General features: G+C 65.9%; 29 protein-coding genes. 12 read left to right on the top strand and 17 right to left on the bottom strand.

Annotated features, from left to right (window positions below; genetic code table 11):
* Positions 1-94 precede the first annotated feature (94 nt).
* The 3 genes from FCE95_RS13025 to grxD are packed head-to-tail and all read right to left on the bottom strand — an operon-like array spanning position 95 to position 1,751.
* The gene (locus FCE95_RS13025; RefSeq protein WP_137267436.1) at positions 95-694 is read right to left on the bottom strand and encodes a YhgN family NAAT transporter; all 600 of its coding nucleotides are present in this window, start codon (positions 692-694) and stop codon (positions 95-97) included.
* The gene (locus FCE95_RS13020; RefSeq protein WP_223266887.1) at positions 691-1,434 is read right to left on the bottom strand and encodes an SDR family NAD(P)-dependent oxidoreductase; all 744 of its coding nucleotides are present in this window, start codon (positions 1,432-1,434) and stop codon (positions 691-693) included. Before FCE95_RS13020 ends, FCE95_RS13025 begins: the two co-directional genes overlap by 4 nt.
* Positions 1,431-1,751, bottom strand: a complete 321-nt coding sequence (gene grxD, locus FCE95_RS13015; RefSeq protein WP_137267435.1) for a Grx4 family monothiol glutaredoxin — start codon at positions 1,749-1,751, stop codon at positions 1,431-1,433. The genes FCE95_RS13020 and grxD overlap by 4 nt, the downstream gene beginning before the upstream one ends.
* Positions 1,752-1,866: 115 nt before the next feature.
* On the opposite strand from grxD, the gene FCE95_RS13010 reads away from it, so the two are divergent.
* Positions 1,867-2,445 (top strand): superoxide dismutase, encoded by a 579-nt coding sequence (locus FCE95_RS13010; RefSeq protein WP_137267434.1) that lies wholly within the window; start codon positions 1,867-1,869, stop codon positions 2,443-2,445.
* 158 nt (positions 2,446-2,603) lie between these two features.
* Here FCE95_RS13010 and FCE95_RS13005 read toward each other — a convergent pair whose 3' ends face one another.
* Both FCE95_RS13005 and purE read right to left on the bottom strand, forming a co-directional pair.
* Complete coding sequence (locus FCE95_RS13005) at positions 2,604-3,752, bottom strand: 5-(carboxyamino)imidazole ribonucleotide synthase (protein WP_137267433.1); 1,149 nt, start codon at positions 3,750-3,752, stop codon at positions 2,604-2,606.
* Positions 3,749-4,252, bottom strand: coding sequence for a 5-(carboxyamino)imidazole ribonucleotide mutase (purE, locus tag FCE95_RS13000; protein WP_137267432.1), 504 nt, complete (start codon positions 4,250-4,252; stop codon positions 3,749-3,751). Before purE ends, FCE95_RS13005 begins: the two co-directional genes overlap by 4 nt.
* Positions 4,253-4,310: 58 nt before the next feature.
* Here purE and FCE95_RS12995 point away from each other — a divergent pair, with 58 nt between their 5' ends.
* From FCE95_RS12995 to FCE95_RS12980, 4 genes are all read left to right on the top strand, one after another.
* On the top strand, positions 4,311-4,580 hold the full coding sequence (locus tag FCE95_RS12995; RefSeq protein ID WP_137267431.1) for a Trm112 family protein: 270 nt from the start codon (positions 4,311-4,313) through the stop codon (positions 4,578-4,580).
* Positions 4,577-5,437: a carboxylating nicotinate-nucleotide diphosphorylase gene (gene nadC, locus FCE95_RS12990; protein WP_137267430.1), complete on the top strand. Its 861-nt coding sequence runs from the start codon at positions 4,577-4,579 to the stop codon at positions 5,435-5,437. Before FCE95_RS12995 ends, nadC begins: the two co-directional genes overlap by 4 nt.
* 82 nt (positions 5,438-5,519) lie before the next feature.
* The gene (locus tag FCE95_RS12985; RefSeq protein WP_137267429.1) at positions 5,520-6,641 is read left to right on the top strand and encodes a DUF2272 domain-containing protein; all 1,122 of its coding nucleotides are present in this window, start codon (positions 5,520-5,522) and stop codon (positions 6,639-6,641) included.
* A gap of 134 nt (positions 6,642-6,775) precedes the next feature.
* Positions 6,776-7,099 carry a DUF3301 domain-containing protein gene (locus tag FCE95_RS12980; protein WP_137267428.1) on the top strand — a complete coding sequence of 108 codons (324 nt, stop codon included), beginning with the start codon at positions 6,776-6,778 and terminating at the stop codon, positions 7,097-7,099.
* A gap of 30 nt (positions 7,100-7,129) precedes the next feature.
* On the opposite strand, the gene FCE95_RS12975 is transcribed toward FCE95_RS12980, so the two are convergent.
* The 6 genes from FCE95_RS12975 to FCE95_RS12950 all read right to left on the bottom strand — a co-directional run bounded on the left by FCE95_RS12975 (position 7,130) and on the right by FCE95_RS12950 (position 12,312).
* Positions 7,130-7,552, bottom strand: a complete 423-nt coding sequence (locus FCE95_RS12975; RefSeq protein ID WP_137267427.1) for a ClpXP protease specificity-enhancing factor — start codon at positions 7,550-7,552, stop codon at positions 7,130-7,132.
* A gap of 98 nt (positions 7,553-7,650) precedes the next feature.
* Positions 7,651-8,286 carry a glutathione S-transferase N-terminal domain-containing protein gene (locus tag FCE95_RS12970; protein ID WP_137267426.1) on the bottom strand — a complete coding sequence of 212 codons (636 nt, stop codon included), beginning with the start codon at positions 8,284-8,286 and terminating at the stop codon, positions 7,651-7,653.
* 147 nt (positions 8,287-8,433) lie between these two features.
* Positions 8,434-9,132, bottom strand: coding sequence for a cytochrome c1 (locus FCE95_RS12965; RefSeq protein ID WP_137267600.1), 699 nt, complete (start codon positions 9,130-9,132; stop codon positions 8,434-8,436).
* 82 nt (positions 9,133-9,214) lie between these two features.
* On the bottom strand, positions 9,215-10,486 hold the full coding sequence (locus tag FCE95_RS12960) for a cytochrome b (RefSeq protein WP_137267425.1): 1,272 nt from the start codon (positions 10,484-10,486) through the stop codon (positions 9,215-9,217).
* 3 nt (positions 10,487-10,489) lie between these two features.
* A complete protein-coding gene (gene petA / locus FCE95_RS12955; protein ID WP_137267424.1) occupies positions 10,490-11,098 on the bottom strand; it encodes a ubiquinol-cytochrome c reductase iron-sulfur subunit in 609 nt (202 codons plus the stop codon).
* A 293-nt stretch (positions 11,099-11,391) separates the two neighbouring features.
* A complete protein-coding gene (locus tag FCE95_RS12950) occupies positions 11,392-12,312 on the bottom strand; it encodes a lytic transglycosylase domain-containing protein (RefSeq protein WP_137267423.1) in 921 nt (306 codons plus the stop codon).
* 148 nt (positions 12,313-12,460) lie between these two features.
* Here FCE95_RS12950 and miaB point away from each other — a divergent pair, with 148 nt between their 5' ends.
* From miaB to FCE95_RS12935, 3 genes are read left to right on the top strand one after another with little or no spacing between them, the layout of a single operon-like run.
* Positions 12,461-13,891 carry a tRNA (N6-isopentenyl adenosine(37)-C2)-methylthiotransferase MiaB gene (gene miaB, locus FCE95_RS12945; RefSeq protein WP_189644746.1) on the top strand — a complete coding sequence of 477 codons (1,431 nt, stop codon included), beginning with the start codon at positions 12,461-12,463 and terminating at the stop codon, positions 13,889-13,891.
* Positions 13,888-14,382, top strand: a complete 495-nt coding sequence (locus FCE95_RS12940) for a GNAT family N-acetyltransferase (protein WP_137267422.1) — start codon at positions 13,888-13,890, stop codon at positions 14,380-14,382. The genes miaB and FCE95_RS12940 overlap by 4 nt, the downstream gene beginning before the upstream one ends.
* 13 nt (positions 14,383-14,395) lie before the next feature.
* Positions 14,396-14,602: a hypothetical protein gene (locus tag FCE95_RS12935; protein WP_137267421.1), complete on the top strand. Its 207-nt coding sequence runs from the start codon at positions 14,396-14,398 to the stop codon at positions 14,600-14,602.
* 168 nt (positions 14,603-14,770) lie between these two features.
* Here FCE95_RS12935 and FCE95_RS12930 read toward each other — a convergent pair whose 3' ends face one another.
* From FCE95_RS12930 to FCE95_RS12905, 6 genes are all read right to left on the bottom strand, one after another.
* Positions 14,771-16,162 (bottom strand): DUF1501 domain-containing protein, encoded by a 1,392-nt coding sequence (locus FCE95_RS12930; protein WP_137267420.1) that lies wholly within the window; start codon positions 16,160-16,162, stop codon positions 14,771-14,773.
* A gap of 22 nt (positions 16,163-16,184) precedes the next feature.
* Positions 16,185-17,960, bottom strand: a complete 1,776-nt coding sequence (locus FCE95_RS12925) for a DUF1800 domain-containing protein (RefSeq protein WP_189644745.1) — start codon at positions 17,958-17,960, stop codon at positions 16,185-16,187.
* Positions 17,961-18,173: 213 nt separating this feature from the next.
* Positions 18,174-19,292, bottom strand: coding sequence for an ABC transporter permease (locus FCE95_RS12920; RefSeq protein WP_137267418.1), 1,119 nt, complete (start codon positions 19,290-19,292; stop codon positions 18,174-18,176).
* Positions 19,289-20,239: an ABC transporter ATP-binding protein gene (locus tag FCE95_RS12915; protein ID WP_137267598.1), complete on the bottom strand. Its 951-nt coding sequence runs from the start codon at positions 20,237-20,239 to the stop codon at positions 19,289-19,291. The genes FCE95_RS12920 and FCE95_RS12915 overlap by 4 nt, the downstream gene beginning before the upstream one ends.
* A 166-nt stretch (positions 20,240-20,405) precedes the next feature.
* Complete coding sequence (locus FCE95_RS12910) at positions 20,406-21,383, bottom strand: HlyD family secretion protein (protein WP_137267417.1); 978 nt, start codon at positions 21,381-21,383, stop codon at positions 20,406-20,408.
* A complete protein-coding gene (locus FCE95_RS12905; RefSeq protein WP_137267416.1) occupies positions 21,380-22,057 on the bottom strand; it encodes a TetR/AcrR family transcriptional regulator in 678 nt (225 codons plus the stop codon). Before FCE95_RS12905 ends, FCE95_RS12910 begins: the two co-directional genes overlap by 4 nt.
* Positions 22,058-22,156: 99 nt before the next feature.
* On the opposite strand from FCE95_RS12905, the gene FCE95_RS12900 reads away from it, so the two are divergent.
* From FCE95_RS12900 to FCE95_RS12885, 4 genes are all read left to right on the top strand, one after another.
* A complete protein-coding gene (locus FCE95_RS12900; protein WP_137267415.1) occupies positions 22,157-23,134 on the top strand; it encodes a PhoH family protein in 978 nt (325 codons plus the stop codon).
* A gap of 11 nt (positions 23,135-23,145) precedes the next feature.
* Positions 23,146-23,634, top strand: a complete 489-nt coding sequence (ybeY, locus tag FCE95_RS12895; protein ID WP_137267414.1) for an rRNA maturation RNase YbeY — start codon at positions 23,146-23,148, stop codon at positions 23,632-23,634.
* Positions 23,635-23,852: 218 nt separating this feature from the next.
* Entirely contained in the window at positions 23,853-24,722 is an 870-nt protein-coding gene (locus tag FCE95_RS12890) for a CorC family transporter (RefSeq protein WP_137267413.1), read from the top strand.
* A complete protein-coding gene (locus tag FCE95_RS12885) occupies positions 24,718-25,971 on the top strand; it encodes a lipoprotein N-acyltransferase Lnb domain-containing protein (RefSeq protein WP_425481307.1) in 1,254 nt (417 codons plus the stop codon). Before FCE95_RS12890 ends, FCE95_RS12885 begins: the two co-directional genes overlap by 5 nt.
* The last annotated feature ends 5 nt before the right edge of the window (positions 25,972-25,976 follow it).

Raw genomic sequence — 25,976 nt, 5'->3', positions numbered from 1 at the left:
TGACGCTGGAAAATACCTGCAATGCGCGGCTGAACCGCGCTTCGGACGCAGGCTCAGCAAGGTTCTCTAAGTGCTTGTCCGCCGGTGGCGGAGATCAAGCGGAAGCGCTTACACGCAGGTAGGCGGCGATGCCGTCCAGCAGCATCTGCACCGAGATGGCCACCAGCAGCATGCCCATCAGCCGCTCGAGGGCGATCAGGGCGCGGCGGCCCAGCAATTTGTAGAGCAAGGTGGCCGAGAACAGGATCGCGGCGGTCGCGCCCCAGGCCAGGATCAGAGCGAAGCTCCAGGCGCCCATGCGGTCGGGTTCCTGGCTGCCCATCAGCATCACCGCCGCCATGCCGGATGGGCCGGCGACCAAGGGAATGGCCATCGGCACGATGAAGGGCTCGCCTTCCGGGATTTCGCCCATCAGGCCTTCCGGCGGCGGGAAGATCATCCGGATACCGATCAGGAACAGGACGATGCCGCCGGCGATCGATACCGACTCCTGACGCAGGTGCATCGCCTCCAGCGCGTACTTGCCGCACCACAGGAACAGCATCAGCACGCCCAGCGCGATCAACAGCTCGCGCGCCAGCACGATGCGCTGCCGCCGCGCGGGCATGCCGCGCAGCAGGCTGAGGAACACGGGGATGTTGCCCAGCGGATCCAGGATCAGGAACAGCAGCAGCGCGGCCGAGGCGATGGTCATGCGCGCACGCGCCAGACTTGGCCGCGATGTTCGGCCCCGGCCGCGGACAGCAGCGTCACGCAGGCTTCGGCGTAAGCGTCGGGATCGCGCGCGCTGCGGTCGTTGTCGTCGGCGTAAGCGGTGGAGCGCAGCGAAGTGCGCATCGGGCCGGGCTGCAAGCCGGCGACGCGGACCGAAGTGCCGGCGAGTTCCGCGTGCAGCATGCCCACGAGCGCCGCGCGCGCATGCTGGGCCAGGCCATAGCCGCCCCAGTACGCCTGGCCCACGCGCGCGAGTTCGTCGAGCGCGAACACCACCGACGCATCCGGCGCGCGCGTCAGCAGCGGCAAGCAGGCCTGGGTGAGCCAGCACGGCGCGGTCGCGTTGATGTGCAGCGCGCGCGCCACGTCGGCCGGATCGGCGTGCGACAGCGGCGTCAGGCCGCGGAACTCGGCCGCGCAATGCAGCACGCCGTCGAGACGGCCGAGCTCGGCATCGACCCGTTCGGCCATGTCGGCGTAATCGCCGGGCGCGGCGCCTTCCATATCCAGCGGATACAGCAACGGCTCGGCCCCTTCCTTGGCGACGGCGTCGTAGATGCGATTCAACTTCGGCACGCGACGGCCGAGCAGCACCAGCGTCGCTCCGGCGCGCGCGCAAGCTTTGGCCGCGGCCGCGCCCAAACCGCCGTACGCGCCGGCGACGAGCACCACGCGCCCGGCCAAAGCCGATTCGGCGGCGAGAGCGGGCGATGCGCTCACGCGCGCTGGGTCTCCGCCACCATCCGCGCCAATTCGCCGGATTCGTACAGTTCCAAGGCGATATCGCAGCCGCCGATCAGCTCGCCGTTGATGAACAACTGCGGGAACGTCGGCCAATTGGAATAGCGCGGCAGGTTGGCGCGGATCTCGGGCTCTTCCAGCACGTTGACCGTATGCATCTGGCCCACGCCGGCGGCCTTCAGCGCTTGCACCGTGCGGCTGGAAAAGCCGCACATCGGGAACTGCGGCGTCCCCTTCATGAAAAGTACGATCGGATGGCCTTCGACTTCGGCCTGGATCCGCTCCATTACGGACATTGCCCTTCTCCTGCATGACGGGCCGTCGGGCCCGTCGGTTAAACTGCCATTTTAGACCCGGGCGGCCTTGCGCTGCCCGATTTCCTCCTCCGCCTAGCCCAAACCGAGTCCAGCCATGGCCATCGAACTGCCCGCCCTGCCCTACGACCGCACCGCCCTGGAACCGCATATTTCCGGCGAAACCCTGGACTACCACTACGGCAAGCACCACAAGACTTACGTCGACAACCTCAACAAGCTGATCGAGGGGACGGAGTTCGCCGATATGGCGCTGGAAGACATCGTCCGCAAGTCCCAGGGCGGCATGTTCAACAACGCGGCCCAGGTCTGGAACCACAGCTTCTACTGGAAGTGCCTCAAGCCGCTCGGCGGCGGCGAACCGACCGGCAAGCTGGCCGAGGCCATCAACAAGGCCTTCGGCGATTTCGCCCGCTTCAAGGAAGAATTCACCAAGACCGCGATCGGCACCTTCGGTTCGGGCTGGGGCTGGCTGGTGCAGCGCCCGGACGGCTCGCTGGCCCTGGCCAGCACCCCGAACGCCGCCACCCCGCTCACCGGCGAAGACACCCCGCTGCTGACCTGCGACGTGTGGGAGCACGCCTACTACATCGACTACCGCAACGCGCGGCCGAAGTACGTCGAGGCGTTCTGGAATCTGGTGAACTGGGATTTCGTCGCGTCGAACCTGAAATAAGTCGCGATGCCGTTTAGTGCCCTCTCCCGCTCGCGGGAGAGGGTTGGGTGAGGGTAAGCCGGTTCCGTCGCACTACCCTCGCTTTGTAGAGCGGAGCTTGCTCCGCTGCTTTTCGATCACCGCGCTGATGAAGCAAGAGCAGCGGAGCAAGCTCCGCTCTACAAAGCACCCGCGATGCGGGCGACGACGGGATCGACCTGGCTTTCGCGTTTCAAGCCAGCTCCCACGCGCCGCAATGCTCGCGTAATCCCTTCGGCCGAATCCGCCCGCAACGTCGCATGCCCCACCTTGCGCCCGGCGCGCGGCGACTTGCCGTAATCGTGCCAATGCCCGCCCGGTTCGCGCAGCACCGGCGCCGCATCGGGCAATTCGCCTACCCAGTTGAGCATGCAGGCGTGGCCCAGCATGCGCGTATCGCCCAGCGGCAGGCCGAGCACGGCGCGCAGGTGGTTTTCGAATTGCGAAGTCTCGGCGCCTTCGATGGTCCAGTGCCCGGAGTTGTGCACGCGCGGGGCCAGCTCGTTGGCCAATAATTGTCCATCGCGGCAGAACAGCTCCAGTGCGAACACGCCGACGTAATCCAAGGCCTCGGCGAGTTTCCGCGCATAGCCGAAAGCGGTATCGGCGAGCTCGGACGAAGCTTGCGCCGGCGCCAAACTCGCCGACAGCACGCCGTCGACGTGCCAATTCTCGGTGAGCGGCCAAGCCCGGAATTCGCCGTCGCGCGAGCGCACGGCGACCACGCTCAATTCGCGTTCGAACGGCACGAAAGCTTCCAGGATCAATCCGACCGTCTGCGCCTGCGCGCCGAGCGCTTGCCATGCCGCATCGACGTCCGCGGCCGACTTGATCCGGAACTGGCCTTTGCCGTCGTAACCCAGCCGCCGCGTCTTCAGGATGCACGGCACGCCGATGCGGGAGATGCCCTCGTCCAGCGCTGCGCGCGTGGCGATATCGGCGAAATCCGGCACGGGAATGCCGAGTTCGCGGAACAAGGTTTTTTCCGCCAGCCGATCCTGCGCGACGCCGAGCGCGCGCGGATTCGGGAACACCGGCACGCGCTCGCTCAGCCATTGCGCGCTTTCGGCCGGCACGTTCTCGAAATCGAAAGTGGCCACGTCGACCCGCGACGCGAATTCGGCCAACGCGGCTTCGTCGCGATAGTCGCCCACCACCATCGGCACGAACTGGCCCGCGCATGCGTCCGCCGCGGTGTCCATCACCAGGAAACGCAGGCCCAGCGGCGCGCCGGAAAGCGCGAGCATGCGGGCCAGCTGCCCGCCGCCGAGGATGCCGACCGTCGTCATTTGCGAGGATCGTCGTTCTGGGCGACCTCGTCGGTCTGGCGCTTGCGGAACGCATCGAGCGCCGTAGCGATGTCCGCGTGATCCGAAGCCAGCATCGCCGCGGCGAACAGCGCCGCATTCGACGCGCCGGCCTGGCCGATCGCGAACGTGGCCACCGGAATGCCGGCGGGCATTTGCACGATCGACAGCAGCGAATCCAAACCGTTCAGCGCTTTCGACTGCACCGGCACGCCCAGCACCGGTACTGCGGTCTTCGCGGCCAGCATGCCCGGCAGATGCGCCGCGCCGCCGGCGCCGGCGATGATCGCGCGCAGGCCGCGCTGCGCCGCGGTGGCGGAGTATTCGAACAGGACGTCGGGCGTGCGGTGCGCCGACACCACGCGCACTTCGTGCGGAACGCCGAGCGCTTCCAGCTTCTGCGCGGCGTGCTGCATCGTTTCCCAATCGGAGCGGGAGCCCATCACGATGCCGACGAGCGGGCGGTTAGATTGGCCGGACATGGTCGTCCCCAGTCGCAAAGACGTATTCTACCGGCCCCACGTCTTCACGGCACCGCCCATGGACCGGAAATTGCTCGACATCCTCGTCTGCCCCGCCAACCGGCAACCCCTGGCCCTGCTCGACAAGAGCGGCCTGGACGCCTTGAACCGCGGCGTCGCCGCGGGCGGCTTGAAGCGCAACGACGGTTCCGCGCAATCGGAGGCGATCCGCGAGGCGCTGGTCACCCGCGACCGCAAGACCGTCTACCGCCTCGACGACGGCATCCCCGTGCTGCTGGTCGAAGAAGGCATCGCCACCGCGCAGATCGACGGCTTCCCGGGCGCATGAGCGGCCGCTTCGACCCGCCGCCGGCTACTGCGATCCAAGCCGACGTCGCGCGCGCATTGGCCGAGGACCTGGGTAAAGGCGACGTCACCGCGGCGCTGCTGCCCGATGTCGCCGATGCGGCCTATCTGTTGTGCAAACAGGACGCGGTGATCGCGGGACGCCCTTGGTTCGACGCCTGCCACCGCGCGCTGGATCCGGACGTGCGCATCGATTGGCGCATCGAAGAAGGCGATCGCGCCGCGAAAGGCACGGTATTGGCGACCTTGCAAGGCCGCGCGCGCAGCCTGGTCAGCGCCGAGCGCGCGTCGCTGAATTTCCTGCAGACGCTGAGCGGCACCGCCACGGCCACCGCCGCCTACGTCGACGCGGTGCGCGGCACGAAAGCGCAGATCCTTGACACGCGCAAAACCCTGCCCGGCCTGCGCCTGGCGCAGAAATACGCGGTGCGCGTCGGCGGCGGCGTCAATCACCGGATAGGGCTGTACGACGCCGTGATGCTGAAGGAGAACCACGTCCGCGCCGCCGGCGGGTTGACCGCGGCGATCCGCGCCGCGCGGGCGATGCATCCGGAGTTGCCGCTGATCGTGGAAGTCGAAACGCTGGCGCAATTGGAAGAGGCTTTGGCCGAAGGCTGCGAACGCATCCTCATCGACGATTTCGATGCGCCGACCCGGCGCATGGCCGTACGCATCGCCGCGGGACGTATTCCTTTGGAGGTATCCGGCGGCGTCGATCTGGCCGGGGTGCGCGCGATCGCCGAGGACGGCGTGGACTGCGTCTCCATCGGCGCGTTGACCAAGCATGTGCAGGCGATCGACCTGTCGCTGAAGCTCGGGCCACCGCCGGATCGGAACTGATTCGGGCGCGCTATCGTCGATTCACCTGGCTTTCGCAGTGGCTTTTGCCACCATCGGCGCAATCTCAAAGGAGCGGCACGGGATGGAGATGAAACGGGGAGGCCTTGTCGCGGCGACGTTCGCACTACTGGCGGCCGCTTGCGGTTCGAACGTGCGCAAGCCGCCGCCGACGCCGCCGGTGCAGGCGCCAGTTTCCAAACCGCCGCCGCGCACGCCGGTGCCGCCCTTGAATTTGTCCGGTTCCACCGCGCAGCGCATCGTCGCCGTGGCGCTGCGCGAACACGCGATGTGGTACCAGCCCTTCATCGACGCCAACGGCCGGCTGGCGAGCTATCGCGTATCCGAAGCCGAAAATTCGCTGCTCGCCGACGGCACCGAAGCTTGGCAGCGCGTGCTGGGCTATTGGCGCAACAGCGGCACGCTGTACGAGATGTCGCAAAGCAATATCCCCGGCGCCTACGCTTGCCAGTTCCCGACCGGATTCGCGCAAGGCAAGGCCGAGTGCCGGGCCTTTATCGTCGACAACGCATGGTCGGCGGCATTCGTCTCTTACGTGATGGTGCAGGCGCGCGTGCCCGGGTTCCGCGCTTCGCCGCGGCATTACGACTACATCCGCCAGGCTTTCAACGTCGATTCCGGCGGCCCCTATTACTACGCCGATCCGGCGACGCAGCGCGCCGACCCCGGCGATCTGCTGTGCTTCGTGCGCGGCAACGGCTCGGTCTACGGTTTCGAAGGCCTGACCGCGCGCTTGAACGCCAACGGCGGTTCGTTGGCGAGCCATTGCGACATCGTGGTCGGCCGGGACCGCGAACTGCGCACGATCGGCGGCAACGTGTTCAACGGCGTCACCATGCGCAAACTCAAGCTAGACGTGCAGGGACGCGCGGTGCTGCCGCGGCCGGTGTCGATGTCGGGCTACGAAGACGGCGATTCGGGCAGCTATTCCGCCGCCTGCAGCCCCAGCAACGAAGCCGCCTGCGACTTCAATCGGCAGAACTGGGCGGTGCTGTTGAAGCTCAAGCCCGCAGCCGATTACCCGACTACGGCGACAGGCATGCCTGCGCAACCCGCGCCTGCGCAACCCGCACCTGTGCAACCCGCACCTGTGCAACCCGCACCTGTGCAACCCGCACCTGTGCAACCCGCACCTGTGCAGCCCGCGCCTGTGCAGCCCGCGCCTACCCAAACCCAACCGTTTTAGGCTTTGTAGAGCGGAGCTTGCTCCGCTGCTTTTAGTGGACCGGGCCAAAGAGCAGCGGAGCAAGCTCCGCTCTACAAAGCCGCCGCGAACCGACGATACTTGCGAAACCGGTTCCTCGGCCGCACCTGACCATCATGTCCAGCTTGCCGCTCCTGCTGATGATCGCCGTCGCGATCGGCCTCGCCCTATGGAACAGCGCGCGGGCCGCGGCCGAGCGCGCCGAAACCCTGGGCCGCGAGGCCTGCCGCGCCGCGAACGTGCAATGGCTAGACCAGTCGGTGCACGCCACCGGCATCCGCCTGCGTCGCGGCCGCAACGGTTGGCTGGGGTTCGAACGCAGCTTCCGTTTCGATTATTCGCGCGACGGCAGCGACCGCCACGTCGGCCGGCTGGTGCTGCGCGGGGGCGAGTTGGTTTCCTTTAGCGGGCCGCTGCCCGAGTACGAAACCCTGCACTGACATCCCCGCTTTGGCATTTTGTGGGAGCGGCTATTTGACGACGCGCAGATGCGCGCGTTTGGCGGCCGGGTCGTCTTCCGGCGAAGGCGGCGAAGGCGGTTCGTCGTCCGGCGCGGGACCGCCCACGTCTTCCGGCAAGGCCATGCCCTGCCCGGTTTCTCGCGCATAGATCGCCAACACCGCGGCGACCGGCACCCATACTTGTTGACTGACGCCGCCGAAGCGCGCGGTGAAGCTCACCGCCTCGTTGCCGAGCTCGAGTCCGGCCACCGCGCGCGCGGCGATGTTCAGCACGACCTTGCCTTCCTTGACCGCGCTGGGCGGGACCTGCACGCCGGCATGGGTCGCGTCGACCAGCAGATGCGCGGTCATGCCATTGTCGGCGATCCACTCGTACAGCGCCCGCAGCAGGTACGGACGGTGGCTGGTCATGCGGGGCGCGTCTTCGCTCATAGCGTTGAACGTGTAACAGGAACTAGAGGTTAGGAACTAGGAACGAGTCGCGGCGACATGCTTTCACTCGTTTCTGGTTTCTCTTCACTAGTTTCTCCTTACATCGGAACTTCCCGCAATTTCTTCTCTTCGTCGGTCAGGCTGCGGATGAAGCCCGGGTTGCGGAAGATGCGGTTGCCGTAGTCCTCGATCACCTTGCCGTCCTTCGGCAACGGGATGCCCAACGAGTCCAGGCGCCAGATGATCGGCGCCATAGCGCAGTCGGCCAGGCTCATTTCGGGGTTGAGGAAGAACTTGCTGGCCTTGAACAGCGGCACCGAAGCGGTGAGCAGCTCCTTCAGCCGCTTGCGGGCGCCTTCGATCTGCTGCTTGTTGCCTAGTTGGATGGCCTGCACTTGCGGCACCCAATCGTGCTCGATGCGCAGCATCGCCAGACGCAGCCGCGCGCGCGACAGCGGATCCACCGGCATCAGCGGCGGATGCGGATAGCGTTCGTCCAGATATTCGCTGACCACCGAAGCCGCGTACAGCACCAGTTCGCGCTCGACCAGGGTCGGCACCGAGTGGTATGGATTCAGGTCGATCAGGTCTTCCGGCGGCTTCTGCGGATCGACCGGGACGAAATCGTAGGTCACGCCCTTCGCCGCCAGCACCAGGCGCACGCGGTGGCAAAGCACATCATCGACGGACGAGAACAGCGTCAAAGCGTTACGCATACGCGGACTGGCGGCCATCATCGACCCCTCCTTTGCCAGCGAACGCTGCCCGCACGCTGCGGACAGCCGTCATCTTGCTCGCAAAGCCCAAGAGCGCATCGGCGAAGCGACGCTTTTCTTGGAAAGTCCGCACATAGATGTGCAGGCTCTTGCGAGGGAATCGCATTAGTGTTCGACGTCCCGCCAGTATTCGTGCTTCAGGAGCCAGGCGATGAAGGTGAACAGCGCCAGGAACAGCACCGCCCACACGCCGATGCCCTGGCGCTTGAGCGCGGCCGGCTCGCCGGCGTATTCCAGGAACGCGGCGATGTCGCGCGCGGTCTGGTTGAACTGCTCCGGCGTCTGCGTGCCCGGCTGCGGAATCACCAGCTTCTCCACCGGGCGATCGCCGCCCGCGTCCGCCTTGCCGAACTCGGCGTGCTGCAAGCCTTGCAGCTGCCACAACGGATTCGGCATGGACGCATTCGGGAACAGCTTGTTGTTCCAGCCTAGCGGACGGCTCTCGTCCACGTAGAACGACTTCAGATAGGTGTAGATCCAGTTGCTGCCGCGCACGCGCGAGATTAGGCTCAGGTCCGGCGGCATCTTGCCGAACCACTTGGCCGCGCCGTCGGCCGGCATGGACACCAGGATCTGCTCGCCGAACTTGGCGCCGGTGAAGTTGAGGTTGTTCATCACCTCGTCTTCGGTGAGGCCCAGGTCCTCTGCCATGCGCGAATAGCGCAGGTATTTCAGCGAATGGCAGCCGGAGCAGTAGTTCATGTACAGCTGCGCGCCGCGCTGCAGCGACGCGCGGTCGCCCAGATCGGTGCCGGACTGCTGCAGATCGCCGTGCTCGGCGGCGGCGGCGGCGAACGAGACCATCAGGCCGGCGGCGAAAATGGCGAGCTTCTTCACGAGGGCGTTCTTCCGGAAGGGCTGGCTGTACGAAGGGTTCTGGGCGCTGTTAGTCATGCATCGTCACCCGTTCCGGCACCGGCTTGGTCTTGTCGAACTTGGTCCACAGCGGCATGGTGATGAAGAACACGAAGTACAGGAAGGTGAGCACGCGGCCGATGATGGTCTCGACCGGATCCGTACCCGGGCCCGCGCCGATCTTCCCCAGCCACAGGAAGCACACCGCGAACATCAGCAGCATCGCCCACGACAGCTTGCCGCGGTAGCGGTAGGACTTGACCGGGCTCTTGTCCAGCCACGGCACCAGGAACAGCACCGCGATCGCGGCGAACATCACCAGCACGCCCCACAGCTTGATCGCGAAGAACGACGGCACCACGCGCAACATGGCGTAGTACGGGGTGAAGTACCACACCGGCTTGATGTGCTCCGGCGTCACCAGGCGGTTGGCCTCGGTGAAGTTGTCGTGCTCCAGGAACCAGCCGCCGAAGGTCGGCTCGAAGAAGATGATGAAGGCGGCCAGCACCAGGAAGAAGCCGACGCCCACCAGATCCTTGACCGTGTAGTACGGATGGAACGGGATGCCGTCGGCCGGCTTGTTCGCATCCCAGCGGTTGCCCTTCGGCCCCTTCTTGATGTCGACGCCGTCCGGGTTGTTCGAACCGACTTCGTGCAGCGCGCCCAGATGCAGCACCACCAGCAGCAGCAGCACCAGCGGCAGCGCGATCACGTGCAGGGCGAAGAAACGGTTGAGGGTGGCGTCGCCGGGCAGGTAGTCGCCCATGATCCACTCGGTCAGGCCGTTGCCGATCACCGGGATCGCGCCGAACAGCGAGATGATCACCTTCGCGCCCCAGAACGACATCTGGCCCCAGGGCAGCACATAGCCCATGAAGGCTTCGGCCATCAGCACCAGGTAGATCACCATGCCCAGGATCCACACCAGCTCGCGCGGCTTCTGGTAGGAGCCGTACATCAGCCCGCGGAACATGTGCAGGTAGACCACGATGAAGAACAGCGAGGCGCCGGTGCTGTGCATGTACCGGATCAGCCAGCCCCATTCCACGTCGCGCATGATGTATTCGACCGACGAGAACGCTTCGGCCGCGGACGGCTTGAAGTGCATCGTCAAGAAGATGCCGGTGACGATCTGGTTGACCAGCACCAGCAACGCCAGCGAGCCCATGTAGTACCAGAAGTTGAAGTTCTTCGGCGCGTAGTACTCGGTCATGTGCTTGCGGTAGACCGGCATCATGCCGGGCGCGCGCGCGTTGACCCAGTCCATCACGTTGTTGGCGGTACGCGTCAGGATGTTCGCCATGGCTTACGCGGCCCCCGTCGGATCGACACCGATGACGATCGTGGTGTCGTTTTCGTAGTGGTGCGGCGGCACCAGCAGGTTGATCGGCGCGGGCACGCCGGCGAAGACGCGGCCGGCCATGTCGAAGCGCGACTTGTGGCAAGGGCAGAAGTAGCCGCCCTTCCACTCCGGATCGAACGGCTCGGGTTTGATCTCGGCGACCATTTCCGGCGCGCAGCCCAGGTGCGTGCACAGGCCGACCAGCACCGAAATTTCCGGCTTGATCGAGCGCAGCTCGTTCTTGGTGTACGCCGGCTGCTGATCGGTGCTGGACTTGGGATCGGCCAGACGCGGATCCAGGGTCGGCAGCACTTCCAGCATCTGCTTGGAGCGCTTGACGATCCAGATCGGCTGGCCGCGCCATTCCAGGACCAGGCGTTGGCCTTCCTGCAAAGCGCTGATATCGGCGGTGACCGGCGCGCCGGCCAGTTTGGCCTTGGCGCTGGGCAGCCATGACTTGATGAACGGTACCGCCACGAACCCGGCGCCTACCGCGCCGACCACGGCCGTGGTCGCGGTCAGGAACCTGCGTCGGCCCAGGTTTTCGGGACCCTTGACCCCATCGTTGGACATCCGGAACTCCGCAAAAAACGATTGGTAGCTATCTGGCTGCCGCGGCCCGGCCCGTATCCCGGAACGGCCGCAAAAGACGGCAAAGTGTAACGGAACGCTGAATCGCCCGACAACGTTTCGGCGGTCTAGAGCGGTTTGCGGGGCTCTCTAGGCCCCGATCCCGCGCAGCGACGGCCTTTGTGGGAGCGGCTTTAGCCGCGAGCTCTTATCTTCAGGCCGCAGGAATATGGGAAAAGCTCGCGGCTAAAGCCGCTCCTACAAAAGCCCGCTCTGCGAAGGCTCGCCGACCCTGGCTATTGTTTCGCCACGCCGCCGCGATAGCGCTCGGCCAGCACGCCGACCCGCTGCACGTAGCGCTGGGTTTCGCTGTAGGGCGGCACGCCCCGGTATTTGTCCACCGCGCCCTCGCCGGCGTTGTAGCCGGCCGCGGCCAAGGTCAGGTCGCCGTTGAAGCGCTTCAGCAGCCAAGCCAGGTATTGCACGCCACCGCGGATGTTCTGGCCGGCGTCGAAGGCGTTGCCCACGCCGAAGCGGCGCGCGGTGGCCGGCATCAACTGCATCAGGCCTTGCGCGCCGACCCGCGACAACGCGTTCGGATTGAACGCGGACTCGGCGTGGATGATGGCGCGGACGATCGCTTCCTCGACGCCGAATTCGCGCGCCGCGTTGCTGATCTCCTGCTGGTAGGCCGCGGTGTTCAAGCGCAGCGTGCCGAAGTTGACCCCGGGCCGGGCGCCGCAGGCGAAGCAGGTCTCCATGAAGCTGTAGGTGATCCTGCGCACCGAAGCCAGCGGAATGCCGCGCGGCGCGTAGGGTTTGCAGTTGAGCACGCCGCCGGAGCGATAGCAGTAGGTGGTGCCGGCGTTTAGGCGCGGGCCGCTGCGCGTCGGCGTCGAAGCCGCCGCGGGTGCGATGGTCGACGCCGTCAATGCCGGCGCGGCGCCCGAAGCCGGCGATCCCGCCACCGTGGCGGGCGCCGTCGCGCTGCCGACCGCGGCCTTCGGCGGCAGCCATGAAGCGACCGCGGGATCCTTCCTGACTTTGGACGAAGAACCGCCGGAGTGGCCGACCGCGGTGCATCGCGCGCCGGCCGGGCGCTTGCTGACGTAGCTGCGGCTGCCGTCCGGCATGTCGCAACGGTAGACCGTACCGGCCACGGCCGGAGCGGCCGCCAGTAGGCAGATCAGCAGCGTCAGTCCCCTAGCCCCCTTCATCGCGCGGAGTGTCTCCCCTCCCGGCGCCGTTGCCAAGCCCTTGATTGTTAAACGCATCCAGCGGGCCATCCGGGACGTGACCGACTACACTATTCGGCCTCTCCACCCGCCATCCGGAACGGACTAACCGCCGCCGCCCGGAACTGCCATGACCGACATCCTTTCGCCGGCCGCCGAAGAGCGTGCTACTGCCCTGCCCGCTAAGGACAAGCCCGCAACAGGCTCGCCTGTTGCGAAAAAGCTCTATATCAAGACCCACGGTTGCCAGATGAACGAGTACGACTCGGCCAAGATGGCCGACGTGCTGGCCGCCAGCGACGGCTTGGAGCTGACCGACAACGTCGAGGAAGCCGACGTGGTCCTGGTCAACACCTGCTCGATCCGCGAGAAGGCGCAGGAGAAAGTCTTCAGCCAACTCGGCCGCTGGAAGGCGCTCAAAGCCGACGGCAAACCGGTGATTATCGGCGTCGGCGGCTGCGTCGCATCGCAGGAAGGCGAAGCCATCGTCAAGCGCGCGCCTTATGTCGACCTGGTGTTCGGCCCGCAGACGCTGCACCGCCTGCCGGAACTGATCCGCGCCCGCCGCGACTCCGGCAAGCCGCAGGTCGACATCAGCTTCCCCGAAATCGAAAAGTTCGACCGCCTGCCCGAGCCGCGCGCCGAAGGCCCGAGCGCGTTCGTGTCGATCATGGAAGGCTGCAGCAAATACTGCAGTTTCTGCGTGGTGCCCTACACCCGCGGCGAAGAGGTCAGCCGGCCGTTCGAGGACGTGTTGGTGGAAGTCGCGCAACTGGCCGCGAAAGGCGTGCGCGAGATCAACCTGCTCGGGCAGAACGTCAACGCCTACCGCGGTCCGTACGGCGAGGGCGAAGTCGCCGACCTGGGATTGCTGATCCGCGCCATCGCCGAAATCGAAGGCATCGGCCGCATCCGCTTCACCACGTCGCATCCGCTGGAATTCTCCGACTCGCTGATCGAGGCCTATCGCGACGTGCCGCAACTGGCCAATTACCTGCATCTGCCGGTGCAGGCCGGCAGCGATCGGATCCTGTCGGCGATGAAGCGCGGCTACACCGCTTTGGAGTTCAAGCAGAAGATCCGCAAGCTGCGCGCGGTGCGGCCGGACATTTCGGTCTCGTCCGACTTCATCGTCGGCTTCCCGGGCGAGACCGATGCCGACTTCGACAAGACCATGAAGCTGATCGAAGACGTCGGCTTCGACCAGTCCTTCTCTTTCATCTATTCGCGCCGCCCCGGCACCCCGGCCGCCGATCTGGAAGACGACACGCCGGACGCGGTGAAGCACGCGCGGCTGGAGCGGTTGCAGGCGCACATCAATGCGCATTCGGCCGAGATCTCCAAGAAGATGGTCGGCAGCGTGCAGTCGGTGCTGGTCGAAGGTCCGTCGAAAAAGAATCCGAACGAGCTGACCGGCAAGACCGAGAACATGCGTTCGGTGAATTTCCCGGGGCACCCGCGGCTGATCGGGCAGTTCTTGGACGTGACGATCACCGAAGCGCTGACGAATTCGTTGCGCGGGCGGGTGGTCGCGACCGACGATGCGGAAGCGGACCGGTGACGGGCGACGTAACGTTCCGCGAAATCGGCGCGGACGAATTCGACCGCGTCTGGCCGTTCTTCCGGGAAATCGTTGCCCGCGGCGACACCTATTCCTACCCGCCCGACCTGCGCTTCGAACAGGGACGGGATATGTGGACGACGAAACCGGCGCGCTGCTTCGTCGCCGAAGCGGACGGTGAGGTACTGGGCGCCTATCGCCTGGCACCCAACCAAATCGGCCTGGGCGATCACGTCGCCAACGGCAGCTACATGGTGTCCTCGGCCGTGCGCGGCCGCGGCATCGGTGCGCTGCTGTGCGAGCACTCGCTGGAAGAGGCGCGGCGCGCGGGGTTCGTCGCGATGCAATTCAATTGCGTCGTCAGCACCAATGCCGGCGCGGTGAAGCTGTGGCAGCGGCATGGCTTCGAGATCGTCGGCACTTTGCCGAAGGCGTTCCGGCACGCGCAACTGGGGCCGGTGGACGCGTACGTGATGTACCGGTTCTTGTGAACCGTCTCCGGCAATGACGGGCTCGCCGCAACGGCCGAGCTATGCGCTCAGCCTCTGGTTCCTGGGCATCGCCGTGCTCGGCTTGGCCCAGTTCTACGGCAAGGCTTATCGCAACGATTTTCAGTTGAACGCGATCGCCTGGATATGGCTGATCGGTTCGTTCGTGTTGCTGGCTTTATCGCTTTTCCTCGCTTGGCGCGAGCGCCGCAAGCGCGACTGATCCGCTTTGTCCCTCTCCCTTTTACGGGAGAGGGAAAGGCGCGAAGCGCCAGGGAGAGGGTTCGGCTTTGGGAAGGCCGCAAATAGAGAAGAAGCACTCGCTTCACTCGTTCCCCTCCCCTGCCCTTCGGGCATCCTCTTCCGCAGAGGAGGGAAAAAGCCATGTTCGCTAAGTCATGAAGCCCAGATTGCGGCTGTTGAAATTCCCCAGATTCGGAAAAATCAAATCCAAATCCGTATCCGCCACCCCGAACCACCGCGCCAGCGTCGCCGCGTATTGGTCGACCGACGTGGTCGGAATGATCTGCCCCCAACCCGCATCGTCGACCCCGCCGTTCTGCAGCTTGGGCATCGTTCCGTAGAAGCGCCCGCCGCGCACCGCGCCGCCGACGACGAAATGGTGGCCGCCCCAGCCGTGGTCGGACCCGTCGCCGTTGGACGACAGCGTGCGGCCGAAATCCGAAGCGGTGAACGCGGTGACGTTGTTGGCGACGCCAAGCTCGACGGTCGCGTCGTAGAACGCCTTCACCGCCCGCGACAACTGCGCCAACAGCACCGGCTGGCCGCTGAGCAGCCCGTCGTGATGGTCGAATCCGCCCATCGACACGAAATAGATCTGCCGCTTCATGCCCAGCTCGGCGCGCACCTTGATCAGTCGCGCCACCATCTTCAGTTGCCCCGCCAGATGGTTGTCCGGGAACGGCGTGGCCAGCGGCGGCGAGCTCTCCAACGCTGTGCCGACCGCGCTCGCATTCTCGCGGGCGCGATGGAACGAAGCCGCATAGCTGCGTTCCATCGCGTGCGCCTGGGTCTTGGAATTCAGCTTCAGGTACGCGGTGCGGCGATCGCCGTCCCATTCGAACCAGTTGAAGTAACGCGGCCCGTCGTTGCCGACCACGTATTGGTTGCCGTTCGCGGAGCGCTCCAACCCGCTTTCGAAATTCAGCGACACCGTCATAGGAATGAATGCGCCGGGGTTGGCGTCGTGCAACAGATCGGCGATGCGGCCGCCCCAGCCCAGATTGCGGCCGTCGTCGCTGCGCGAGACCTGCCAGTACGATTGCTGGTCGTTGTGCGAGAACAGCTGCGGCGGCAGCGGCGCGGTTCCGTTCTGGAACTCGGCCTTGGTCACCGGCCGCACCAGCGTGCCGACGTTGCCGAGGATCGCCGCCTTGCCGTTGTTGAACAACGACTGCAGGCCGCTCATGCCGACCGTTTCCTCGGCGCTGGTGGAAGCCTGCAATGCGTAATCGGCGCCGTCCGACGCGCCGCCTCCGGCCTGCGGCGTCAGCGGCAGCAGCGCGGACTGCGGCACCGCCAGCGTCGCGCGCGCCGTGGCGTATTGGCTGTAGTGCGACGCGTCGCGCGGGATCACCATGTTCAAAGCGTCGTTGCCGCCGAACATGAAGATGCAGACCATGGCCTTGTAGTCGTCGAAGGCCGTCGGCCCATACGCGCGGGTCGCCGCCTCGAGCAGGCGCAGGTTGCCCAGCGCCGAGTACAAGCCGGCGCCGCCCAGGGCGGCGCAGATGCTGTTGCGCAGGAATTCTCGGCGTTTCATCGTGGCGTCCTCGTTCGCGCGCTCATTTCTGCACCACGTATTCGGGCGAATTGACGATCAGGTACAAAGCTTCCTTCACCCGGGTGCGGCGCGCTTCCAAGCTGTTGGCGGGCATGCCGTTCAATCGCGTGAGCAGCGCTTGGCGCATGCCGGCGGACATCTGCCCGGACAAGAACAGCAGGTTGTAGCGATCCACCAGCGCGGCCGCATCGGCGGCGAGCGGCGTGTCGCGGCTGATGTCGATCGCGATCTCGTTCGGCCCCAGATCCGGGTTCTCGGTATAGACCTCGTAAGTCTTGTAGCCGAGATAGCCTTCGGTGCTCGGCATCATGTAATCGGTGGCCAATTGCAACTCGGGCGCGGCCAGTCCCAAATCGGTCAATTCGCCGCTGGGCGTGTAGCGCGGGCTGAAGAAGTTGAACACCGAAGGGGCGTACATCGGCGACTGGCCGATGTTCATGTCCAAGGTCCAGAACTCGTCCATGTGGCCCGATTGCGAACGCGCGTTCAAGGCCCGCCACAGATGGGTCAAGCGCAGCAGCGGCTCGCGCACCTTGCCGAAATTCGGCGGCCGCGAACCGGGGTCGCGCGCTTCGGCGTCGAACAGGATCGCGCGGATCACTGCTTTCATGTCGCCGCGCACGCCCTGGCCGTTGTTGTCGAACGCGGCCGCGACGCGGGCGACATAGGCCGGGCTGGGATTGCTGGTGACCAAGCGCTGGATCAACTGCCTGCCGATGAAGGGGCCGACGTTGGGGTGGTTGAAAATATTGTCCAGCGCGGCTTTCAGGTTGTTCTGCGCGCTGCCGCCGCCCGCCAGCACGCCGTTGGGCAGGGCCACGCCCGGATAGATCAGCAACTGCTTGTCTTGCGCGGAGGCGTGGTAGGAGGCGAAGTTCTCCATCCGCGACGTCCACGAGGGATCGGACGAATCCCAGACGTAGCAGGTGAAATCGCCCAAGGTCACGCATTTCTTGAAAGTCCAGCCGGTGAAGACGTGGGCGAAACCCTTCACCGTTTCCTGGTTGTAGCTCGGGATCGGCTTGCCGGCCGTATCCAGCTTCGGCGTACCGTCTGGGTTGAGCATCACCAAGCCGACGCTGAACAACTGCATCGCTTCGCGCGCGTAGTTTTCGTCGGGGCGAATGTTGCTGGCCGGATTCGGCTTCTGGTTGCCGAGCGCGGACAAATAGATGCCCATCACCGGATGCAGCGTGACGTCCTCCAGAAGCTGCCGGTAATTGCCGAAGGCGTCGCGGGCGAGCGTGTCGTAGTAATGCGTCATTCCGCGTACTTGGCCGCCCAGCAGGTCGGAAGTCGCGTCGGAAACCACGAAGATCTCGCTCAAGGCGAAGGCGACGCGTTGGCGTAATTGGTCGCGGTGGACCAGCGAGGCGTTGAAGGGATCCTGCCCGCCGAGCGCGTTCATGAACCAGGCGTCCAACCGCCACTCGCGCTGGTAGTCCGGGCCTGCGGCGGTAATGAAATCCAATTGCGACGACGCCGGCTGCGCGAATTGTTCGTCGAGCCAGCCGCCATAGCCGATCTGGGTCACACGGTCGATTTCTTCGAGCTTGGGCCCGAAAGTGGCCTGGGCCAGGAAGCGCGCGGCATCGTTAGCCGTGACCGGCGCACGCTGCGCCGGCATCGGACCCGACTTGCTCGGCGGCGGTTTGACGGTCGCGGCGGCCGACGCGGACGCAACCGTGCGCGCAGCCGCGGCTTGCGTTCGCACTGCGGGCGCAGGCGTGTCCTGCCGCACCGTCAGCAACGCGGCCAGCAACAGTAAAAATTGCAATCCGGGCCAAGACCCGATCCACGTCCAGATGCGGAAACCGCCATCATCGGACCACACCCGCCAACCGCCCCAATCCATAGCGCTTCCCCCGCCACCGGCGCCGGACGTTAGCACGCGCCGTCGTACGGAATTTTGACGGAGCACACAGTCCGGATTTGGCACCGACGCGATGGGATGAATGGCCCGCATGCCGGGGCGAACGCCCGGACGGAATCAGTCCAGCCGCTTGCGGAAACGCAGGATCGCCAGCGTCATCATTACCGTGGTGAAAGCGAGCAGCGCCAGCACGTCCGGCCACAGCTCCCACAGGCCGGCGCCGCGCAGCATGATGCCGCGGATCAAACGCAGGAAATGGGTCAGCGGCAACACCTCGGCCAGCCACTGCACCGCTTTCGGCATGCCGGCGAACGGGAACATGAAACCCGACAGCAGGATCGAGGGCAGGAAGACGAAGAACGTCATTTGCATCGCCTGGAACTGCGACTGCGCCTTGGTCGAGATCAGCAATCCCAAGGTCAGATTAGCCAGGATCAGCAGCACCGCGGCCAGATAGACGTCCAGAACGCCGCCGCGCACCGGCACCTGGAACAGCCACACGCCCAGGGCCAGCACCACCGTGGTCTGGATCAAGCCGATGGCGGCGTAAGGCAGCACCTTGCCGATCATCAATTCGGAACGGCTGACGGGCGTGGCGATCAGCAGTTCCATATTGCCGCGTTCGCGCTCGCGCACGATCGCGACGCCCGTGAACAGCACCATGGTCATGGTCAGGATCACGCCGATCAGCCCGGGCACGATGTTCACCGCCGAACGCCGCTCCGGGTTGTAGAAACTGACCACACCGATCTGCCCGGCGCCGAGCGAGGTCGCGCCCGTGCGCAGCGGCCGCGTATTGGCGGTCGGCGCGTTGTCCAGCGGCATCTGCGCCAGCTGCACCGCCGCGCTCTGCACGACGGTGTCGCTGCCGTCGACCAGCACCTGCACCGCCTCGCGGCCGTCGTAGCGGCGGCGCTCGAAATCCGGTGGAATGGCGATGCCGACGCTGATCTCGCCGCGACGCAGGCGTTCCATCAGTTCCTGAGGCGAAGTCGCGCTGAAGGTCGGCTTGACGACGCCGGTGGCCACCATGTCCATCACCACCGCGCGCGATGCGGCGGTATTGGCCTGGTCGGCCACGCCTGCGCTCAAGCCGCGCAAATTCAGATTGATCGCATAGCCGAACAGGATCAACTGCATCACCGGGATGCCGACGATCATGGCCAGCGTAATGCGGTCGCGCCGCATCTGGCGCAATTCCTTTACCACGATCGCGGAGAGGCGACGGAAGTTCATGCCGCCTCCTGCCGTTTGCCTGTGGCGCCGCGTTCGTCGTCGCTGCCGCCGCCGGTGGCCGAGACGAACACGTCTTCCAGGTTCGGCTGCGACGCGCCGACTTCGGCCTGCAGACCGGCGTCGCGCAAGACTTGGCGGATCCGCTCCGCGGCGTCGCCGTTCTCATCGGTCAGCACGCGCAAGCTGTTGCCGATCTGGGCCACGCTGAGCACGCCAGGCACCGACACCAGCGCTTTTTGCGCGCGGCGCGGTTGCGCGGCGTCGACCAGCACGGTGCGGCCGCGCAGGGCTTCGGTCAGCTCGGCCGGCGTGCCGTCGGCGACCAGCACGCCCAAATCGAGGATCGCGATGCGATGGCAGCGCTCGGCCTCGTCCATGTAGTGGGTGGAGACCAGAATCGTGGTGCCGGCGTCGGCCAGGTCGAAGAGCTTCTCCCAGAAGTCGCGGCGCGATTCGGGGTCGACGGCGCTGGTCGGTTCGTCCAGGAACAGCAATTCGGGTTTCTGGATCACCGCACCGGCCAAGGCGAGACGCTGCTTCTGGCCGCCGCTCATCGTGCCGGCGAGCTGTTTTTGCCGGTCTTCGAAATGGTATTGCTCGACCAATTCGTCGATGCGCTTGGCCGCTTCCTTCTTCGGGATGTCCTGCACCGCGGCCAAAAACTCCAGGTTCTCGCGCACGGTCAGGTCTTCGAACAGCGAGAACTTCTGGGTCATGTAGCCGATCCGGCGGCGCAGTTCCTCCGCCTGTTCCGGAATACGCAAGCCCAGCACTTCGATTTCGCCGGCGGTCGGCGTCAACAGCCCGCACAGCATGCGGATGGTGGTGGACTTGCCCGAACCGTTCGGCCCCAGGAAGCCGTACACGCAAGCGCGCGGCACGCTCAGGTCGACGTCCTTCACCGCCTGCAGCTGGCCGAAGGTCTTGCTCAAGCCACGAGCGCGAATGGCAAGACCGTTGTTTTGCGGCGATGTATTCATAGCGCTGTCGCACTCGGCGCTTTGTAGAGCGGAGCTTGCTCCGCTGCTTTTTCTTCTCGGCCGAGAATCGAAATCCAGAGCAGCGGAGCAAGCTCCGCTCTACAAAGAAAGGCAGAGGCGAAAACCCGCGCGCTCATTTTTCGTTGCCTTTCGCGAATTCGACCCGCAGCGGCAAACCCGCCGGCAATTCCGCCGCGCTCTTGTCCAGCTGGATTTCGGCCAGATAGCTCAGCCGGGCCGCGTCTTTGCCGATCAGCGCATAGTACGGCGTGAAGCTGGGTTCGCTGCGGATCATCCGTACGCGGCCGTTCAAGGCTTGGTCGCGACCGTCGACGAAGACCCGCGCGGCCTGGCCGACTTGTACGTCTGCGCGGATCGGCTCGGGCACGTACACGCGCGCGTACGGCGCATCGCCGATGAGCATCACCACCAGCGGCGCGCCGACCGGCGCCTGATCGCCGAGTTTGTACGGCACGCTGTCGACCCGGCCCGCGCGCGGCGCCACCAGATCCAGCTTCTGTAGCGTTACCGCTTGGGTCGCCGCCTGCGCCTCGGCCGCGGCCAGCGCGGACTCGCCCTGCGCGATCTGCTCGCTGCGCGTGCCGCGTTCCAATTCCAGCAGGGCGGCTTCGGCCGCGCTCACTTGCGCCTGGGCGTTGCCCGCGGCGGCGCGGGCGCGATCCACGTCGGAGGCGGCGACCAGTTTCTGCCGGCCCAGCGGCTGCAGCCGCGCGTAATAGGCCTGCGCGTCGCGCGCCTGCGCTTGCGCGGCGGCGAGGTTGGCGCGCGCTTGCGCGATGTCCTCGCTGCGCGGTCCGGTCTTCAACTCTTGCAACGCATCGCGAGCTTGCTGCGCCTGCGCTTTAGCGGCGGCGAGCTGCGATTCTGTGCGGGTCAATTCCAGTCGCATCAGCGGCGCGCCGGCCGCGACTTGCTGTCCTTCGCGCACGTCGATTCGCACGATCTTCTCGCTGACCGGCGCCGGCAGCGTGATGCGGTCGAATTCCAGCGTGCCGAGCGCCTGCGGCGGCTCTTGCTGGCAGGCGGCGAGCGCCAGGATCGCCGCGGCGAAGAAAGGTGTGCGCAACCGGGACATGGCGATCGGTTTCATTTCAGCTCCAATCCGCGATCGAGCAAAGCGAGCGCGTGCATGCGGATATCGTCCAGGCCCAGATCCTGGGCATCGAAAATCTGGCGCCAGATCGGCGTACCGGCGATCGGGAACAGAGTCAGTCCGATCAGAGAAGTCATCAGCAGCCGCGGATCCAGATCCGGATTCAAAGCGCCCCGCGCTTGCGCGGCGGCGAAACGGCCGGCGATGGTGCGGGTGATCTCGGGCGCGACTCGGGTGATCAGCAAGTCGCGCAAAGCGCCGCCTTCGCTCAGCACTTCGCGCACCCAGATCTGCGGAAACCAAGGATGCCCGCGCACCACCTCGGTCACGCCATTGACGAATGCGGCGACCGTGGCGGCGACGTCGTCGCCGGCGCGCACCATCCCCTCCCGCACGGTCATGAACGCCGGCATCATCCGCTCCTGCACGAAGGCCTCCTGCAATTGCGCCTTGTCGCCGAAGTAGTAGTGCAGCAAAGCCGGGGTCACGCCCGCTTCGGTGGCGATGGCGCGCAGCGAGGTCGCGGCCATGCCTTGGCGGATGAAGCAGGCGATGGCCGCATCGAGCAGCTGCGGACGCAGGTCGCGGGCATCGCGCTGCGGCCTGCCGACCGCCCGCTTGCCTGTTTTCTTATGGCCTCGGGAGGCTCCGGGAGATTTGGGCTTATCCATGGAATTTATATTAATTGATTGATTAATTATTTGCAAGTCCGCTCTGTACGAACTCCGTCTGTGGCCGCTTAACGGGGGCCGCGCTACGCTTCCCCGCCTATGCCAACCCCCAACCAACGCGATTTCGTCCTGGAACCCGATGACAACGAGCGGCTGGCCAATCTGGCCGGCCCGTTCGACGGCCATTTGCGCCAGATCGAGCTGCGCCTCGGCGTGGAAATCGCCAACCGCGGCAACATATTCCGGATCACCGGGCCGAGCGAAGCCGCAGCCCGTGCCGAAAAGCTGTTGCGCACGCTCTACTCCGAAGCGGCCGAAGAAGCTTTCGACGATCACGCGATCAACCTGCGCCTGAGCGCGGCCGTGGACGGCCGCGAACAGGACGTGGTGCCGCAGGACGTCGCGATCCGGGTCAAGCGCGGCACCATCCGCGGCCGCGGCCCGAACCAGGCCAAATACCTGCACGCGATCGCCACCCACGACATCAATTTCGGCGTCGGCCCGGCCGGCACCGGCAAGACCTTCCTCGCCGTGGCGATGGCGGTCGAAGCGTTGAACGAATCGCGGGTGCAGCGTTTGATCCTGGTGCGCCCCGCGGTGGAGGCCGGCGAGAAGCTCGGCTTCCTGCCCGGCGATCTCACCCAGAAGGTCGACCCGTATCTGCGTCCGCTGTACGACGCGCTGTACGAAATGCTGGGCGTGGAGAAGGTGATCAAGCTGCTGGAAAAGAACGTGATCGAAATCGCGCCGCTGGCCTATATGCGCGGCCGCACGCTCAACGACGCGTTCGTGATCCTGGACGAGGCGCAGAACACCACCATCGAGCAGATGAAGATGTTCCTGACGCGCTTGGGCTTCGGCAGCACCGCCGTGGTCACCGGCGACCTGACCCAGATCGACTTGCCCAAGCACGTGCGCTCGGGCCTGCGCGACGCGGTCGACGTGCTGCACAACGTCGAAGGCGTCAGCTTCACCTTCTTCGAATCGCGCGATGTGGTGCGGCATCCGCTGGTCGCGCGCATCGTGAACGCGTACGACGCGCGCGATGCGAAAGACGCCGGGACCGGAGCGGCGTAAACTCCAAGCCTATGACCCGCGGCCCCGTTCGCCTCGATGTTTCCGTCGGCTATGCCGTGCCTCGGGCCGGCTTGCCCGCTGCCACCAGCTTCCGCAAATGGGTCGCCGCCGCGCTGCACGGGCGCATTCTCGAGGCCGATTTGGCCATCCGCATCGTCGACAATAAGGAAGGCCGCGCGCTCAACCGCCATTACCGCGGCAAGGATTACGCGACCAACGTCTTGAGCTTCCCGGCCGAAATGGCCGAAGGCGTCAAGCTGCCGAAAGGCGTGAAGATGCCTTTGCTGGGCGACTTGGTGCTGTGCGCGCCGGTCGTCGCGCGCGAAGCGCGCGAGCAGAAGAAAACGCTGGTCTCGCACTACGCGCATTTGACCGTGCACGGCACGCTGCACCTGCTGGGCTGGGATCACGAAGACGATCGCGAAGCCGAAGCGATGGAGCAGTTGGAACGCGAGATCCTGGCCGGCATGGGCATCGCCGATCCGTACGAAGAACCGTAGGGTGGGCTTTAGCCCACCATCGCCATTTATCGGACCGCTTCGAACAATGATCGGAGCCCGGGTCGCTGTTTCGATGATTGCTTGTCACAGCGGCCACACGGCAATGGTGGGCTAAAGCCCACCCTACATGGCGCAGGAGGGCCGTTTCACCAGCCCGCAACCGACTCGCGCTAGACTTTCCCTCCACCGCCCGCCGACCGGGCGTATCCGCGAAAACGATGTCCGAGGACGACAGTAGCACCTCCGCCCCGCCGGAACCTTCCGAAAAACGCCGCGGCTGGCTGGAGCGCATAGGATCGGCGCTGTCCGGCGAGCCGACTTCCCGCGAGGATTTGGTCGAGCTGCTGCGCGACGCGCAGGGCGACGGCCTGATCGCGGCCGACACGCTGCGGATGATGGAAGGCGCGATCGCGGTCTCCGAGCTGAGCGTGGGCGATGTGATGATCTCGCGCTCGCAGATGGTTTCGCTGTCGGCCGATGCGCGCTTCCTGGACCTGATGAAGCAGGTGGTCGAATCCGGCCATTCGCGCTTCCCGGTGCACGGCGAGGACCGCGACGAGATCCTCGGCATCCTGCTGGCGAAGGATTTGTTGCGCGGCGTGGTCGCCGACAACGGCCCCGGCAGCGTCCGCGAACTGCTGCGGCCGGCGGTGCTGATCCCCGAATCGAAGAAGCTCAACGTGCTGCTGCGCGAGTTCCGCCTGTCGCGCAACCATATGGCGATCGTGGTCGACGAATACGGCGGCGTCGCCGGGTTGGTGACGATCGAGGACGTGCTGGAGCAGATCGTCGGCGAAATCGACGACGAGCACGACGACGCCGAAGATCCGCAGGCGCTGATCGCCGCGCAGGCCGACGGCCAATACGTGGTCGACGCGCTGACGCCGATCGGCGATTTCAACGAACGCTTCGGCGCCGATTTCGACGACGACGAATACGACACCATCGGCGGTCTGGTCACCGCGGCGATCGGCCATTTGCCCGAAGCCGGCGAAGAGCTGACCCTGGGCCGCTTCGCGTTCCGCGTCGCCCGCGCCGACGCGCGCCGCGTGCACGCTTTCCATGTGGGCGTGCATGGAGACAATTGACGCCATGAACCGCGCTCCCTCCCCCGCGCGCCGGGGAGAGGGAGCGCTCGGCATCTCGCGCGTTTTTCTGATCGCGATGGCGTTGCTGTTGCTGTGCCTGTTCAGCGCAGCCGCTTCCGCCGCGCCCTCGCTGCGCATCGGCGTGATGACCATGGCTCCGGGCGAACTGTTTTGGGAACGCTTCGGCCACAACGCGCTGATCGTGGACGATCCGGCCCTGCCCGAGCCGGTCTCCTACAACTTCGGCTCCTTCGATCCGGGCGAACCCGGCTTCGTCGGCCGCTTCGTCCGCGGCGAGATGCTGTACGCGCTGGTCGAGTTGCCCACGCGCGTGGATCTGGGAACCTATCGCGAGGAAGGCCGCGGCGTGCGCATCCAGTGGCTGGATTTGGATCCGGCGCAATCCCAGGCATTGGCCGCAACGCTCGCCGAGAACGCCAAGCCCGAGAACGCGCGTTACCGTTACGACTATTTCCTCGACAATTGTTCGACCCGCGTGCGCGATGCGATCGACAAGGTGCTCGGCGGCGAACTGAGCCGGCAACTGTCGGCCGGTTCGCACGGCAACACCTACCGCAGCGAAGCGACCCGGCTGACCAAGCCGGCGACCTGGATGTGGCTGGGTTTCGATATCGGCTTCGGGCCGCTGGCGGACAAGCCGATGTCGCGCTGGGAAGAGGCCTTCGTGCCGCGGCGCCTGGCCGACAGCCTGCGCGAAGCCAAGCGCGCCGACGGCCGTCCGCTGGTCTACGCCGAACAAGAAGTGCTGCCGCACCGGGTCGGTCCCGAACCCGACGAAGCGCCGCGGCCGTGGTGGCCTTACGCGCTGACCGGCTTGGCGCTGGCGATCGCGCTCCTGTGGGCGGGACGGCGCCGTCCGCGCTTGGCCGCCGCGTTCGCGCTGCCGTTCTGGCTGGCGTGCGCGCTGCTCGGCGCGGTGCTGGTGTTCCTGTGGGGATTCACCGCGCATTGGGCCGGCTGGCGCAATGCGAACGTTTTGTTGCTGAGTCCCTTGTGCCTGGCGCTGGTGCCCGGAGCCTGGCGCATCCTGCGCGGCCGTGCGCCCGGCAACGCGTTCCGCTGGCCGCTGGCCATCGTCGCCGCCGGCGCGGCGCTGTCGCTGTTCGTGTACTGGCTGCCGACGCTGCCGCAGCAGAACCTGCGCTGGATCGCCCTTTTGCTGCCGATCCATCTGGCTTTGCTGATGGCCTGGTGGCCGCGACCGACGCTTGCCGCTGCCGGCCGATAGCGTCA

This window comes from Luteimonas gilva (assembly GCF_005239095.1).
GTDB classification, from domain to species: Bacteria; Pseudomonadota; Gammaproteobacteria; order Xanthomonadales; family Xanthomonadaceae; genus Luteimonas_C; species Luteimonas_C gilva.
Note: the sequence above shows the minus strand (reverse complement) of the source record. Positions and strands in the feature narration are given on the sequence as shown.